The organism is Phenylobacterium sp. (assembly GCF_041691455.1).
Lineage (GTDB): Bacteria > Pseudomonadota > Alphaproteobacteria > Caulobacterales > Caulobacteraceae > Phenylobacterium.
In genome coordinates this window covers 1-13892 of record NZ_JBEPUO010000049.1, presented here as the reverse complement: position 1 = coordinate 13892, position 13892 = coordinate 1, and the positions used below count along the sequence as shown (strand labels likewise).

The following is a 13892-nucleotide window of genomic DNA, read 5'->3' as shown; positions in this document are numbered from 1 at the left end:
GCCCGGACCACCCGGCCCGCCCGCGCTCGCCTGGCCGCCCGGTCCGCCCGGGCCCTTGCCGCCGCCGGTCGCCATCTTCAGCCCGCCGGCCACGACCATGACGATCAGGACCACCAGGGCTCCAACGAGAAAGAAATGGCGTCGCAACAAGGCAATAAGCTCCGTCGCCCAGGCGCAATCCGGGCGATTGAAAATCCGGTCAGGGCGCTCTTAAGAGGCTCGCATATACGCCGTCCAGTACAGAACAATGCCGAAGCGTTGCAGGCCTGAAACAGCGCACAGCGACAAACCGACGCCTTCGGACGAAGGCGCCGGGGCTTAAGTCGGCCAGAATTGTGACAGTTTGCGTCTTACGCGTCGTAACCGGGCAGCTCGCGGTCCAGCTTGCGCAGGCAGCCCGGCCAGGCGAGCGCCCCGCCGATGCCGCGGGCGACCTGGCTCCTCACCTCGGCCTGCGAGGCGTCCGGCGCGATCAAAATGCCCTCGGCGCCGCCCGACAACGCCTTGACCTGCATGGTGCAGGCGCGCTCCAGGTAATACATCCCGACCCAGCAGTTGGCCGCGCTGTCGCCGACCGCGAGCGTGCCGTGATTGCGCAGCAGCATCAGGGTCTTGTCGCCGATGTCCGCCACCAGGCGCTCGCGTTCGTCGTGGTTGAGGGCGATGCCCTCGTAGTCATGATAGGCCAGCCGGGGCAGCACGATCAGCGCGTGCTGCGAGATCGGCATCAACCCTTGCGACTGCGCCGCCACCGCCACCCCGTCGTCGGAGTGCAGGTGCATGACGAAGTGGGCGTCGTCGCGGTTGGCGTGGATCGCCGAGTGGATCGTGAAGCCCGCCGGATTGATGAAGTAGGGGGTCTCCTGGAGGATGTTGCCGTCCAGATCGATCTTCACCAGCGACGAGGCGGTGATCTCCTCGAACAGCATGCCGTAGGGATTGATCAGGAAATGATGCTCCGGTCCCGGGATCCGGGCCGAGATGTGGGTGTAGATCAGGTCGTCCCAGCCATAGAGCGCCACAAGCCGGTAGAGCGCCGCCAGGTCCACCCGCGCCTGCCACTCTTCCGCGCTGACCTTGCCCTTCAGCGAAACCACGCCCGCAACCGATCCGTCCGCCATGGGGCGTCTCCCGTTCTTGATCTTGTCGCCGCCAGAGTCCTCCTCCGGGGGAACCGCGTCAAGTTCAGGCGCGGACCCGCGCCACGGCGTCGAGCCACCGGGCGTAGGCCGCCTCGCGGTGATGGCTGTCCATGGCGGGCTTGAAGAGCTCGGTCTTCGGCCGCGCCGCGGCGGCCTCCTCCACGTCGCGATAAACCCCGGATCCGACGCCAGCGAAGAGGGCGGCGCCGAGCGCGGTAGTCTCCTGATAGGTCGCCCGGCCGACGCTGACGCCGGTCAGGTCGGCCAGCCGCTGGCTGAACCAGGCGCTGCGCGACATGCCGCCGTCGATCCGCAGCTCTAGCTTGGCGTGGAAGGCTTCGGGCGCATCGGCGCGCATGGCCTCGATCAGGTCCCGCGTCTGCAAGGCCGAGGCGTCGAAGGCCGCGCGGCTGATCTCCGCCAGGCCGGCGTCGCGCGTCAGACCGACGATGGCGCCGCGGGCGCCGGCGTCCCACCAGGGCGCGCCGAGCCCGGTGAAGGCCGGGACCAGCACCACGCCCAGGTCGTCGCTGGCCTCCATGGCCAGTTTCTCGACGCCCTGCGGTCCGCCGCCGACCTTGAGCCCCTCGTTCATCCACTGGATCGCCGCCCCGGCGATGAAGATCGCGCCTTCCAGGGCGTAGGTGGTCCGGCCCGCGATCCGCGCCGCCACGGTGGTCAACAGCCGCGCCTTGGAGACCGGCGCGGTCTCGCCGGTGTTCAGCAGCAGGAAGCAGCCGGTGCCGTAGGTGGCCTTCATTTCGCCCGGCGCGATGCAGCCCTGCCCCATCAGCGCCGCCTGCTGGTCGCCCGCCACGCCGCGGATCGGGATGGCGCGGCCGAGCAGGCCCGCATCCGTCTCCCCGAAGTCGCCGGCGCAGTCGCGCACGTCGGGCATCAGGCCGAGCGGCACGCCCAGCGTCTCGCTCATCTCCGCCGACCAGGCCTGTTTGCGGATGTCGAACAGCAGGGTCCGCGAGGCGTTGGTGGCGTCGGTGGCATGGACCGCGCCCGCGGTGAGCTTCCAGATCACCCAGGAATCGATCGTCCCGGCGAGCAGTTCGCCGGCCTCGGCGCGGGCCCGCGCGCCATCGACGTGGTCCAGCAGCCAGGCGATCTTGGTGCCGGAGAAATAGGGATCGAGCAGCAGGCCGGAGATCTCGGTCACCCGGCTCTCGAGCCCGGCCTTGCGCAGGCGCTCGCAGGCGTCGGCCGTGCGGCGGTCCTGCCAGACGATGGCCTTGTGGATCGGCGCGCCGCTCGCCTTGTCCCAGACCACCACCGTCTCGCGCTGGTTGGTGACGCCGATGGCGGCGACGTCCGACATCGATCGGGCAGCCTTCCTGACCGCCTCGGCCAGCACCTCGACGGAGGCCTGGAAGATGGCCTCGGCGTCGTGCTCCACCCAGCCGTCGGCGGGATAGAACTGCTCCAGCGGCCGGCCGGCTTCGGCGAGCGCGCGGCCCTTGGCGTCGAAGAGGATGGCCCGGGTGCTGGTGGTGCCCTGATCGAGCGCCAGGATCAGCGGATCGGCCATATTGTCCCTCCCGGACTCTCCCGTTGTGCGCAAAGGGACAGCGTTGCGCCCGGTTTAAACATGTTTTCATCCGCTTCGCGCAAGGTCGCCGCTCTAAGCCAAACCTACAGAACGGAGGGGCAGGCTTGAGCGTCGCGTTGAGCAGCGAAAGCCTGCTGGAACTCGCCAAGAGCCGCGCGCCCGCGGATCGCGAGCGCCTGCTGCTGGGTATTGTCGAACTTTGTGACGCGGACCAGGGCGCGGCGGCCATCGGCTCGCCGGAGATCCAGGGACTGCTGAACTCGATCTTCATGGGCCTTGTCGCCGGTGCGGAGCGGGATATCCGCAGGCGGCTGGCCAAGAAGCTCTCCACCGCCGAGTGGGCGCCGCCGGCGCTGGTCAATGTGCTGGCGCTCGACGAGATCGAGATCGCCCGGCCGGTGATCGCGTCGAGCCCGGTGCTGAAGGATCCCGACCTTATCCGCCTCTTGATCGAGGCGACCATCGAGCACCAGATCGAGGTGGCCCGCCGGCCGAACCTCGCCGCCCCGGTGGTGGCCGCGATCCTTGAGGCCGGCGAACCGGCGGTGATGACCGCGCTCGCCGGCAACCAGACCGCGGAGCTGGGGCCGGCCGACATGGCGCGGCTGGTGGAGGCGGCCCGCGAGGTCGCCGCCCTGCGCTCGCCGCTGTCGCGGCATCCCAAGCTCACCGGCGATCTGGCCCTGCAGCTCTACATCTGGGTGGGCCAGGCGTTGCGCCAGTCGCTGGCCGATCGCTTCCGGCTCGACCCCAGGCTCATCGAAACCGCCCTCGCCCAGTCGGTGCAGGAGGCCCATACCGCCACGCCCAACGGCAACGGCGTCGTGGTCATGGCCCGCGACGGCGAACGCGAGGCGATGGAGCAGCGGCTGATCGAGAAGCTGCACTCCGCCGGCCAGCTTCGCCCGGGCTATCTGGTGCGCGCCCTGCAGGAAGGCCGGCTGTCGCTGTTCTCCACCGCGCTCGCCATGCTGGGCCGCTTCGAAGCCGACCATGTGCAACGGGTGATCGATTCCGACCGTCCGGAGCTGCTGGGCCTGGCCTGCGCGGCCGTGGGCATCGACCGCAGCGTCTTCCCCAGCATCCTGCAGATGATCCGCACGCTGAACGGCGGACGTCCGGGCGGCGGCGCGGAAGCGGCGCGGCGCGCCATCGGCGCCTTCGCCCCGGTCAGCCCGCAGATCGCCGCCACCGCCTTCCGCCAGGCCGCGCTTTCGATCTGACGCCGGTTTGACAAGGCCGCGGGCTTGCCGCTTGTGAGCCGCGAGACGTCAACCGCAGAGTCCTTCGTGACGCGCATCGCCTTCACCGCCAGCGAACGCCCCGAGGCGCAGGAAGGCCGCGCCCGCCTGGTCGCCCGCTACGGCGAGGTCCCCATCGAAGAAGCCGAGGTGATCGTCGCCCTGGGCGGCGACGGCTTCATGCTGGAGTGCTTCCACGACCACATGGCCACCGGCCTGCCGGTCTACGGCATGAACCGCGGCTCGGTCGGCTTCCTGATGAACGACTACAGCGAGGACGGCCTCGAGGAACGCATCGCCGCCGCCGAGCGCGCGGTGATCCATCCCCTGCGAATGACCGCCCAGGACGCCCAGGGCGAGACCCACGTGGCGCTGGCGATCAACGAGGTCAGCCTGCTGCGCCAGACCCGCCAGACGGCCAAGCTGCGGATCTCGATCGACGGCAAGCTGCGGCTGAGCGAACTCTCCTGCGACGGCGCGCTGGTCTCCACCCCGGCCGGCTCGACGGCCTACAACCTCTCCGCCCACGGCCCGATCATCCCCCTGGACGCGCGGGTCCTGGCCCTGACCCCGATCAGCGCGTTCCGGCCTCGGCGCTGGCGCGGCGCGCTCCTGGCCCACACCGCCAAGGTGACCTTCGAGATCCTCGAAGCCGCCAAGCGCCCGGTCAGCGCCGTCGCCGACAATATCGAGGTGCGCGACGTGGTGTCCGTCCATGTCGTCGAACACCGCGAAGTCGCGCTGAACATGCTGTTCGATGAAGGCCGCAGCCTCGAGGAGCGCGTGCTGGCCGAGCAGTTCTCGGCCTGATTGCGCCGCCGCCCCTGCGACCAGGTGAAGCATGCGGGAAAGCCAGTCAAAACCGTGGCTTGATCTCATCGGTTATTAACGGGTTGGCTCTAGGGTTCCCGGATATTCAGCTAGGGACCATTCCCATGAGCCAACAAAATCCCGGTCAGATGATCACGCCCCCGAACGCGTTGCGCCTCAAGGTGGGCGGCGGCCGGCTGGGTACGATCGACCCGGCGGCGATCGCCAAGGCGGAGGCCGCGCTGAAGAGCCTGGCCAGCAATTTCACCCAGTGGCTGGCCGACGAGATCACCAAGCTCGACGCCGCCCGCCAGCAGGTGCGCGCCGAGGGCGTGACCGCCGACACCATGGAAAACCTCTACCTGCGGGCCCACGACCTGAAGGGCCTGGGCACGACCTACGGCTATCAGCTGATCACCCGCATCGCCGGCTCGCTCTGCCGGCTGATCGACGACAAGGACAAGCGCGCCTCGACGCCGCTCGAACTGGTCGACGCCCACATCGACGCGATCAAGGCCGCCGTGCGCGACGACATCAGGTCGGACGAGCATCCGGTCGGCCGCGTTCTGGTCGAAGAGCTCGAGCGCCGCGTCAAGACGATGGCGGGCTAAGAGTCACCGCCAACTCCTCGTTCTACATCACGTTTTCGATCGACTCCTCGACCACGCCGTAGCCGGCGTCGGGCGGCAGCACCAGCACGCGGCCGGCCGGCCGCTCCTGGATCTGCGGCAGCACGGTGACCAACGTCCTGGCCGCCGCGCGCGCCACCGCGTCCTGCGCGCCGCTCGCCTCGGCCAGCAGTTGCAGGTTCATCCGGGTCGGAAAGATCACCTTGCGCTCGCCCGCCGCGGCCAGCCTGAGCGCCTCGGCCGGCGCGATCCATTCGGCGTCCACCGTCTCGCGTCCGTCGCAGGCGGCCAGCTGCTCGGCCGGCGCGCTCACCGCATAGAACCAGGTGTCGAAGCGCTTGGGCGTCAGCGGCGGGGTGATCCAGCGGGCGAACACCGTCAGGGCCGAGAGGTCGAGCTGCGCCTCCAGGTCGCGCACCACGTCGATGAAGGCCGTGGTCCCGGCGTCCACCGCCAGGCGCACCTCCATCGGGCAGGCCTCGCCGCTCATGGGCTGGCCGTCGCGCCGCCTGGCGAGCAGGATGCCGGCCTCCTCGAACACCTCGCGCACGGCGGCGATGCGCAGGCCCCGCTGTTCGGCGTCATAGGCCTCCCAGCCCAGCACATGGTCGGCCCAGGCCGGGTCGTGGTCGCCCTGATGGCTCTTGCCGCCCGGAAACACCAGCGCGCCCGAGGCGAAGTCGATCTGGTGATGGCGCTTGACCATCAGCACCTCGAAAACCGGGTCATCCCGCAACAGCAGGATCGTCGCGGCGGGCTTGATCTCGGCGGGGGTCTTGGGGGACGTCGGGGCTTCGCTCATCCGCCAAGCTTGGGGCGCGCGGCGCCGCGGCGCAAGTTGACGCTAGGCGCGCTGAGCCACCCCGGCCTCGGCGCGAGCCTCGCGGGAGATCTCGTCCATCTTGTCGAGCAGGTAGTCGACGTCCTCGCGGGCGGCGGACTGCGGCTGGGTGAGGAAGCGCTGCAGCATGCGTTCCTGGAAGCGTTCCAGGTCGCGGGCGCCGCCGTCGAATTCCATGGAATGGAAGGTGTCCACCGCTGCTCGGAAGGCGGGGAACAGCCGGGCCGGCAGGCCGGCGCGCTCATAGATCGCCCGAAGGCCCAGGGGCCCGGCGTCGTGGATCATCAGCCAGGTGCGATGGTGCGGCACGCCGGCGAGCTCGGCCACGCCCCATTCGAAGAAGGTCATGTGCCCGTTGGCCAGCGCCCGCAGCAACAGCGATGCGCTGAGGCGCTGCGAGGACACCAGATGGCTCACGAAGCCGCGCACGTCGGCCGTGCGCCCCGCCTGGTCGACGAGGTCGACCGTCGCCCGCTCGGCGGCGCCGATCGCGACGGTGAGCGCGGTCTCCGCCGCCACGCCGTGATGGGCGATCAGGTGATCGCGCACCTGGTCGCCGACCAGGGCGACAAGCTTCTCGCTCACCGAGAGCGGCAGGACCTTGCGGTAGGCGACGGCCGTCAGGATCTTGTCGTGCTTGTCGAAGCGGACCAGCACCTCCTGCAGGGCGGCTTCGGCGAAGTCGGCGTTGTCGTTGGCGCAGGCCGCGGCCACGGCGCGCTCGCCGCCGTGCTCGGCGATGGCGCCGGTGACGGTGCGCGACAGCATCGGCCGGCGCGCGATCGCCAGCTGGCGGACCGGGCCGCCCAGCCGCACGATCTCGGCCAGATCGTCGTCGGTGAACACCGGCGAGCAGTTGAGCATCGGCAGCGCGATGCTCTCCACGTCCCGGGCGAGCTTCAGCGCCACGTCGCGCGGCACCAGGGGCGAGTCCTTCAGCGTCACCGCCAGCGCCTTGCGCACCAGCTCGGCGGCGTCGGCGGCCATGACCCGCAGGATCTCGGCGGCGGTTTCGCGGTCCTCGTCGGAGAGCGGGGCGGTGTCGATGGTGCGGCACAGCTTGTTCGCGGCGGCGGCGCGCTCGGTCGCGGTCGCGCCCTTCACCAGCGTACGGATATCCTCGTCCGTCAGCGCTGACCGCGTCGTCGACATCGACTTGAACAATCCCCGGGACCCGAACTCACCCCTGACTTCGGAATCCCACGAGTCTGACTGTCCGCTGCCACGCTTAACGGAGGGTTGCCGCCGAATCTGTGGATTAGGATTTTCGGCAGACCGCGCTGCTTTGCCGCCGCAGCGCCGCACAGAAAAGAGGAACTCCACGGTAGAGCTCGAACAATATTCGAACACATAGTCAAATATATTTTCGGCCTATTTCAAGTTGAATGGAAACAAATCGCCTCCTATCGGTTGTTATGTCGGGTGGGGAAATAAGTTATGTGTAATTCAGAAATTCTATTAATAGAAGATGACTTTATTCTCAACTGCGACACCCGTGAGGCATTGGAAGAAATCGGCTATTGCGTGCAATCCGTATATTGTGCCGAGGCCGCTTTCGAAGCCCTCAATCGTCATCGATACCTCGGCGCGCTTGTGACGGATATCGACCTGGGCCCCGGTCCGGACGGCTTCGACGTCGCCGAGCGGGCGCGCGTCGCCTATCCGCATCTGGCCGTCGTATTCGTGTCGGGCACCGCGGCCGGCAGCCACGCGGCGCGGGGCGTGCCGCGCTCGGAATTCCTGGCCAAGCCGTTCCGCCCCCACCAGCTCGCCGCGGCGCTCGCCCGGGTGATCCGTCTTGAGGCGGCCTAGCGTGGCGTTCTGGCGCATCGCGGTCCTGGCCGCGGGCGTGGCCAGCTACGGTTTGGCCGTGGTGATCGCCATGTTGGCGCAGGGCTAGAATAGCCCTTCCCCTCCCTGGGCTGCGATGCTCTAGCATGGGTGAAAAGCCGGGAGACGCTAAGTGTTGCTGAAGGGCCTGAAGGTCGTCGAATTCGCCTCCTACATCGCAGCCCCCGGCGCGGCCTGCATTCTCGGCGACTGGGGCGCGGACGTGATCAAGGTCGAGCGCCCGGGCGGCGATTCCATGCGCCACGTCTTCGCCGACCTCAAGACCGAGCTGGCCAGCAACCCGACCTTCGATCTCGACAACCGCGGCAAGCGCGCCGTGGTGCTTGACGTCGGCAAGCGCGAAGGGCGTGAGGCCCTGGCCCGCCTGGCCGCCACCGCCGACGTCTTCATCACCAACGTCCGCCCCGCGGCCTTGAAGCGCGCCGGCCTCGACGAGGCGACCATCCGCGAGGCCAATCCCCGGCTCGTCTATTGCCTGGTGACCGGCTACGGCCTGGAAGGCCCTGACGCCCACAAGCCGGGCTTCGACGTCACCGCCTTCTGGGCCCGCGCCGGCGTCGCCAACATGACCGCGCCCAAGGGGATGGACCCCTTCATGCTGCGCTCCGGCTTCGGCGACCACATCACCGCGCTGGCCACCGTCTCTGCGATCCTCGCCGCCCTCTACGAGCGCGAGCAGACCGGCAAGGGCCGGATGGTGCAGACCTCGCTGCTGGCCACCGGCGTCTACACCGTGGGTTCGGACCTGGCGGTGCAGCTGCGGTTCGGCCGCCTGGCGTCCAACCGACCTCGCAACCTGCCGCTCAACCCCCTCTCGACCTTCTACAAGAGCAGCGACGAGCGCTGGTTCGTGCACAACCCGCGGCGCGGCGCCCAGGACTGGCCGGATTTCGCCACCATCGCGGGCCGCGCGGACCTGATCGACGACGAGCGCTTCGCCACCGGCAAGGCGCGGCGGGAAAACAGTCCCATGCTGGTCGCCGAATTCGACAAGGCGTTCGCCGCCATGCCGTTCGACGAGATCGCCGCCAAGCTCGACGCCGCCGACATGGCCTGGGCGCCGGTGCAGACGCCGGCCCAGGTCGCCGCCGACCCGCAGGTCATGGCCTCCGGCGCGATCGTCCAGGTCGAGGATGGCGAGGGCGGGACCTTCCCCTCCCCGGCCGCGCCGGCCCGCTTCCCGGGCGCCGACGCCACGGTGCGGCCGCGCTCGCCGACCCTGGGGGAGCACACCCGCGAGGTGCTGGCCGAGATCGGCTATTCGCAGGACGAGATCGAGGCGATTTTCAAGGCCGAAGCCGCCGCCTGAGGGCCGTGCCGCCGCGCCAAGGCGTCGTGTCGGGTCCCAGACACCAAGGGAAGAATACACCCTCTGAGCGGTGTTTCGGCCCGATTTCGTGTCGCAATAGCACCCGGTAGCCGTGTTACTCCGGACACAGTGTGACACTTTGACGGGTAATTTATGATTTTGTTATGGCGAGATGCGGCTCTCGCTGCGACGAAGCCTCGACAACGAATTCCGGCGCGAAGGGCTCGGGATTCGCTTTGGAGAGGTACCTATGCGCACCAATACGACCAAAAAAGGCGCCCTGCTGAGCACGACGCTTCTCGCCGGCCTGGCGATGGCGGGCGGAGCCTGGGCTCAGGCGGTGCCGACGCCGGCCACCGTGGGCGAGCTGGTGGTGACCGGCTCGCGGATCCCGCGGCCGAACCTGGAGCAGGCGACCCCGGTCGCGGTGCTATCGACGCAGACCATCGAGAACGCCGGCCCGCAGAGCCTGGGTGACATCATCACCTCGCTGCCGGCCATGGGCTTCACCGGCACGGTCCGCGCCAATTCCAACAACTTCGCCAACGGCGCGGGCATCAGCTCGATCGACCTGCGGAACCTCGGCCTGTCTCGCACCCTGGTTCTGGTGGACGGTCAGCGCCACGTGGCGGGCGACCTCACGACCAACGCGGTCGACATCAACTCCATCCCGCCGGCCCTGGTCGACCGGGTGGAGGTTGTCACCGGCGGCGCCTCGGCCATCTACGGCTCCGACGCCGTCTCCGGCGTCGTGAACATCATCCTCAAGAAGAGGTTCGACGGCTTCCAGGCCGACGCCCAGTACGGCGACAACGAAGGCGGCTATGGCGCCAAGCGCAGCGCCTCGCTCACCGCCGGCAAGACCTTCCTGGACGACCGGCTGAACATCGCGGTCACCGGCTACTACAGCAAGGAAGACGCGGTCGAAGCCAATCAGCTCAAGGCCGCCCACAACTATGGGCGGATCACCAACCCCAACGACATCAATCCGGCGAGCTTCGATCCGGCCTTCTATTCCAGCGGGGCCTCGATCAAGAACGACGGCAAGCCGGACACGATCTACGTCCCGAACATCGGCAGCGACCTGGTCACTCCCAACGGCGTGCTCCTGAACGCCAACACCTTCGCGCCGCAGTTCTCCTTCGACAAGAACGGCCACCTCGTCCCGATCCCGGTGCGTACGGGCTTCAACAGCTTCGCCTTCGCCCAGCTGCCGGCCAACTGCCCGGACTGCTATTTCCCTGACGACTTTACCCAGCTGGCTTCGCCGATCGAATCCAAGGGCGGGTCGATCCGGGCCAACTTCGACGTGACCCCGCACTTCCGCGCTTTCGTCGATGCGAAGTTCGTGCAGACCGATGTCAGCAACGTCGTGCAGCCGTCCTTCTCGTTCGGCGACTTCCAGCTGGCGCCCGACAACGCCTTCATCAGCCCGGAACTCCGAGCAGGCCTGGCCGGCATCGATCCAGCCGACTACCCGTTCATCGGCAAGTTCCTGAACGCCGGCCGCGGCCAGGATGTCCGCCGCCGGACCTACCGCGTGGTCGCCGGCATCGGCGGCGACTTCGACGCCAAGTTCGCCACCATCAACTGGGACGCGGCGCTCAACTACGGCGAGACCGACACCCATCTGACCAATCAAAGCCTGGAGATCACCCAGAACTTCGATGCGGCGCTGGACTCGGTCATCGATCCGGCGACCGGCCGGCCCGCCTGCCGCATCAATGTGCCCTCGGCCCCGCAGACCGGGATCGGATCGGGCGCGATCAACCGCGCTGCCTGCGTGCCCTACAATCCGTTCGGTTCGCCGGCCCTGACCAACAGCGCCGCGGCGCTGGCCTATTCCTTCGGGGCCTTCTCGACCGACGACGCGCTCACCCAGCAGGTCGCCAGCCTGAACGGCAGGTTCGACACCAGCCGCTTCTTCAACCTGCAGGGCGGCCCGATCGGCGTGGCGGTCGGCGCGGAATACCGCAAGGAGCACACCAAGGAGACCAACGATCCCTTCGTGATCGCCGGCAACACCGAGAACCTGGCCAGCAACTCGGCGGGCGGCTACCACGTCTCCGAAGGCTACATCGAGGTGAACCTTCCGGTCCTGAAGGATTTCGCGCCCCTCCTGCAAGAACTGACCCTCGACGCGGCCTACCGCGGCGCGAACTATTCGACCGTCGGCAATGTCGGCGCCTACAAGTTCGAGGGCATCTACGCGCCGACCTCGTGGATCAAGCTGCGCACCACCTATTCGCGGGCCATCCGGGCGCCGAACATCACCGAGGCGTTCCTGCCGTCGAGCTCGGGCTTCTTCAACATCACCGACCCGTGCAGCACCGAGAACATCCAGAACAACGTCAACTACGCCAAGAACTGCGCGACGGCGGGGATCCCGGTGGGCTTCAACGCCAACACCAACGCCTCGATCACCGGCGTGTCCTCCGGCAACCCCAACCTGGAGCCGGAAAAGTCGATCAGCTACACCGGGGGCATCGTCTTCCAGCCGCCGATCATTCCGAACCTGGCGATCACGCTCGATTACTATTCGATCAAGATCAAGAACGCGATCAGCCTGGTGCAGGCGCAGGACGTCATCAACAACTGCTTCGGCTCAGCGGCCGGCCTCGATGCGAACTTCTGCAGTCTGCTGCGCCGCGGGAACGATCAGAACATCAACTTCGTCAGCACGACCTACGTGAACGCGTCGAAGCTGGAGACGGACGGCTACCAGCTGCAGGTCACCTACTCGACCGACGTCTCGCCGCTCACCAGCCGTTGGCGTATGACCCAGGCGCTGGACGGTCGCATGTCCTTCAACTTCACCGGCGATTTCGTCTCGCATCTTCGGAACTTCCCGTTCCAGAACGACCCGACGAACGTGCACATCCTCGAAGGCGTGGTGTCCAGCAACCTGGACGAAGGCACCCCGCACCTGAAGTTCCTGACCGACCTGACTTATCGCCAGGGGCCAGTCACTCTCACGTGGCAGACGCGCTATATCGGCAAGGGTGCGCTGTTCAATCGCGATCCCACGGCGGCGGACCACTCGGAATCGCGGAACATTCCGTTCGCCGAGGCGACCTTCTACCACAACCTGACGGCCCGCTATCGGCTCAGCGGCCGGCTGGATGGCACGGAGATCTTCGGCGGCGTGAACAACCTGTTCGGCGAAGAGCCGCCGTTCGTGACGATCGGCACCGGCCAGGACGTTTCCTACGACCTCGGCCGCTTCTTCTTCGCGGGCGTGAAGATCCGCCTCTAGGACGGACGACACGGAAATCGAGAAGGGCCGGTCCTCGCGGGCCGGCCCTTTTTGATTCCGTCGGGACCGGGCGCCGGGGCCTCTAGCCCTTGCGGCTGTCCGACAGCACTTTCAGCATCTCGGTGGTGAACATCGAGCCGGCGAGCCGGCTGCCTACGCCCATCTGGTCGCTGGGCTGGGTGCCGCGCAGGATGAGCGAGATCAGTTCCTCCTGCTGGCGCTGGTGGTCGGCGTTGCGCGCCGAGGCGTACTGGATGAAGCCGCCGTCCGGCGAGGGCGCAGGGGCCGGCGTGTCCATCGGCCGTGCGGAGCCCGCCACCTTGGTGAGGTTGGCGTAGACCTCGCCGACGGTGGCCGCGCGGCCGTCGCGGTAGAAGATCGCCTTGTTGGCATGGGCCGCATCGGGGAAGAGCTGGGCCGCCGTGGCGTCCGGCCGCGACTGGACGGCCTCGATCAGCTTCGCCGAGCCCTGCGGCCCCAGGAAGTGGGCGGCGTAGAGCTCGCCGGCGGTCGGCGCGCGGCCGGTGCGGCCCTTCAGATAGGCCGCCGAGTCCGAGGTGAGCTCGCCGGCCATCAGCGACGAGGCGTGCGGGTCGAGCCGCAGGTCCATCACGGCGCGGCGCGCCTCTTCACCCGACACATGATAGCGGCCGTCGGAGCCCTTGTTGATCAGTTCGGCATAGCGGGCGTAGCCATGCTTGGCGCCGTGCAGCTTGAGCGTCGACAGCCAGGTCTGCTCGACGAATTGGAAAAGGCCGGCGGCCGAGGAGGCTCCAGACTTGGCGCCCGGGTTCATGCCGCTTTCACGGCCCGCGGTTTTCATCAGGAACGAGAAGTCGACGCCCGTCGCCTGGGAGGCGCGCTGGATCGCCGCCTCCACTACGCCACGGATTCCCTCGATCGCCATATCGGAGTCCTGAACGGTCATGGTTAACGCAGCGCTAACCATCCCGACGATCGGGCGATGCAGGCGGCCAGCTACTTGTCCGGCTTGTCCTTATCCTTGCCCTTGTCCGGATGCTGGGCGGCGGCTTGGGCGTGTTGTGCGGCGGCCTGCTGAGCGTGCTGGGCCTGGGCGGCCGCCTGCTGGGCGTGCTGCGCCGCGGCCTCGGCCTGATGGGCCTGCGCCTGGGCCTGCTGAGCCTGCTGGGCCTGGGCGGTGCGGACGGCTTGCTGGGCCTGTTGGCGTCCGGCGTCCCGCTGGGCGCGCTGGGCCTCGGCCTGGACGCGCTGCTGGTCGCGGACCTGAGCCTGC

General features: G+C 68.2%; 12 protein-coding genes. 7 read left to right on the top strand and 5 right to left on the bottom strand.

What is annotated here, in order from left to right:
• Positions 1-350: 350 nt before the first annotated feature.
• Both ACESMY_RS22765 and glpK read right to left on the bottom strand, forming a co-directional pair.
• Positions 351-1121 (bottom strand): class II aldolase/adducin family protein, encoded by a 771-nt coding sequence (locus ACESMY_RS22765; protein ID WP_372786935.1) that lies wholly within the window; start codon positions 1119-1121, stop codon positions 351-353.
• A gap of 64 nt (positions 1122-1185) precedes the next feature.
• The gene (glpK, locus tag ACESMY_RS22760) at positions 1186-2679 is read right to left on the bottom strand and encodes a glycerol kinase GlpK (protein WP_372786934.1); all 1494 of its coding nucleotides are present in this window, start codon (positions 2677-2679) and stop codon (positions 1186-1188) included.
• Between the two features lie 125 nt (positions 2680-2804).
• Here glpK and ACESMY_RS22755 point away from each other — a divergent pair, with 125 nt between their 5' ends.
• From ACESMY_RS22755 to ACESMY_RS22745, 3 genes are all read left to right on the top strand, one after another.
• On the top strand, positions 2805-3923 hold the full coding sequence (locus tag ACESMY_RS22755) for a DUF2336 domain-containing protein (protein WP_372786933.1): 1119 nt from the start codon (positions 2805-2807) through the stop codon (positions 3921-3923).
• Between the two features lie 33 nt (positions 3924-3956).
• Positions 3957-4751, top strand: a complete 795-nt coding sequence (locus tag ACESMY_RS22750) for an NAD kinase (RefSeq protein ID WP_372786932.1) — start codon at positions 3957-3959, stop codon at positions 4749-4751.
• Positions 4752-4876: 125 nt separating this feature from the next.
• Entirely contained in the window at positions 4877-5362 is a 486-nt protein-coding gene (locus ACESMY_RS22745) for an Hpt domain-containing protein (RefSeq protein WP_372786931.1), read from the top strand.
• A gap of 22 nt (positions 5363-5384) precedes the next feature.
• Here the strand turns inward: ACESMY_RS22745 and ACESMY_RS22740 are convergent, their stop codons facing one another.
• Together ACESMY_RS22740 and ACESMY_RS22735 are read right to left on the bottom strand one after the other, a co-directional pair.
• The gene (locus ACESMY_RS22740; RefSeq protein WP_372786930.1) at positions 5385-6182 is read right to left on the bottom strand and encodes an NUDIX hydrolase; all 798 of its coding nucleotides are present in this window, start codon (positions 6180-6182) and stop codon (positions 5385-5387) included.
• 42 nt (positions 6183-6224) lie between these two features.
• On the bottom strand, positions 6225-7373 hold the full coding sequence (locus tag ACESMY_RS22735; RefSeq protein ID WP_372786929.1) for a DUF2336 domain-containing protein: 1149 nt from the start codon (positions 7371-7373) through the stop codon (positions 6225-6227).
• 285 nt (positions 7374-7658) lie between these two features.
• Between ACESMY_RS22735 and ACESMY_RS22730 the strand changes: the two genes are divergently transcribed.
• The 3 genes from ACESMY_RS22730 (at position 7659) to ACESMY_RS22720 (ending at position 12637) form a co-directional block, all read left to right on the top strand.
• Complete coding sequence (locus ACESMY_RS22730) at positions 7659-8033, top strand: response regulator (RefSeq protein WP_372786928.1); 375 nt, start codon at positions 7659-7661, stop codon at positions 8031-8033.
• 151 nt (positions 8034-8184) lie between these two features.
• The gene (locus tag ACESMY_RS22725) at positions 8185-9381 is read left to right on the top strand and encodes a CaiB/BaiF CoA transferase family protein (RefSeq protein WP_372786927.1); all 1197 of its coding nucleotides are present in this window, start codon (positions 8185-8187) and stop codon (positions 9379-9381) included.
• Between the two features lie 250 nt (positions 9382-9631).
• Positions 9632-12637 carry a TonB-dependent receptor plug domain-containing protein gene (locus ACESMY_RS22720; protein WP_372786926.1) on the top strand — a complete coding sequence of 1002 codons (3006 nt, stop codon included), beginning with the start codon at positions 9632-9634 and terminating at the stop codon, positions 12635-12637.
• A gap of 82 nt (positions 12638-12719) precedes the next feature.
• Here the strand turns inward: ACESMY_RS22720 and ACESMY_RS22715 are convergent, their stop codons facing one another.
• On the bottom strand, positions 12720-13544 hold the full coding sequence (locus ACESMY_RS22715) for a transglycosylase SLT domain-containing protein (RefSeq protein WP_372786925.1): 825 nt from the start codon (positions 13542-13544) through the stop codon (positions 12720-12722).
• Between the two features lie 125 nt (positions 13545-13669).
• On the opposite strand from ACESMY_RS22715, the gene ACESMY_RS22710 reads away from it, so the two are divergent.
• Positions 13670-13892: hypothetical protein (locus ACESMY_RS22710; protein ID WP_372786924.1), on the top strand; the 223-nt coding region annotated here is incomplete at its 3' end.

Bases quoted from the DNA above. Each gene is read 5' to 3' on its own strand.
- ACESMY_RS22765 (WP_372786935.1), bottom strand. From the start codon at position 1,121: ATGGCGGACGGATCGGTTGCGGGCGTGGTTTCGCTGAAGGGCAAGGTC.
- glpK (WP_372786934.1), bottom strand. From the start codon at position 2,679: ATGGCCGATCCGCTGATCCTGGCGCTCGATCAGGGCACCACCAGCACC.
- ACESMY_RS22745 (WP_372786931.1), top strand. From the start codon at position 4,877: ATGAGCCAACAAAATCCCGGTCAGATGATCACGCCCCCGAACGCGTTG.
- ACESMY_RS22740 (WP_372786930.1), bottom strand. From the start codon at position 6,182: ATGAGCGAAGCCCCGACGTCCCCCAAGACCCCCGCCGAGATCAAGCCC.
- ACESMY_RS22735 (WP_372786929.1), bottom strand. From the start codon at position 7,373: ATGTCGACGACGCGGTCAGCGCTGACGGACGAGGATATCCGTACGCTG.
- ACESMY_RS22730 (WP_372786928.1), top strand. From the start codon at position 7,659: ATGTGTAATTCAGAAATTCTATTAATAGAAGATGACTTTATTCTCAAC.
- ACESMY_RS22720 (WP_372786926.1), top strand. From the start codon at position 9,632: ATGCGCACCAATACGACCAAAAAAGGCGCCCTGCTGAGCACGACGCTT.
- ACESMY_RS22715 (WP_372786925.1), bottom strand. From the start codon at position 13,544: ATGGCGATCGAGGGAATCCGTGGCGTAGTGGAGGCGGCGATCCAGCGC.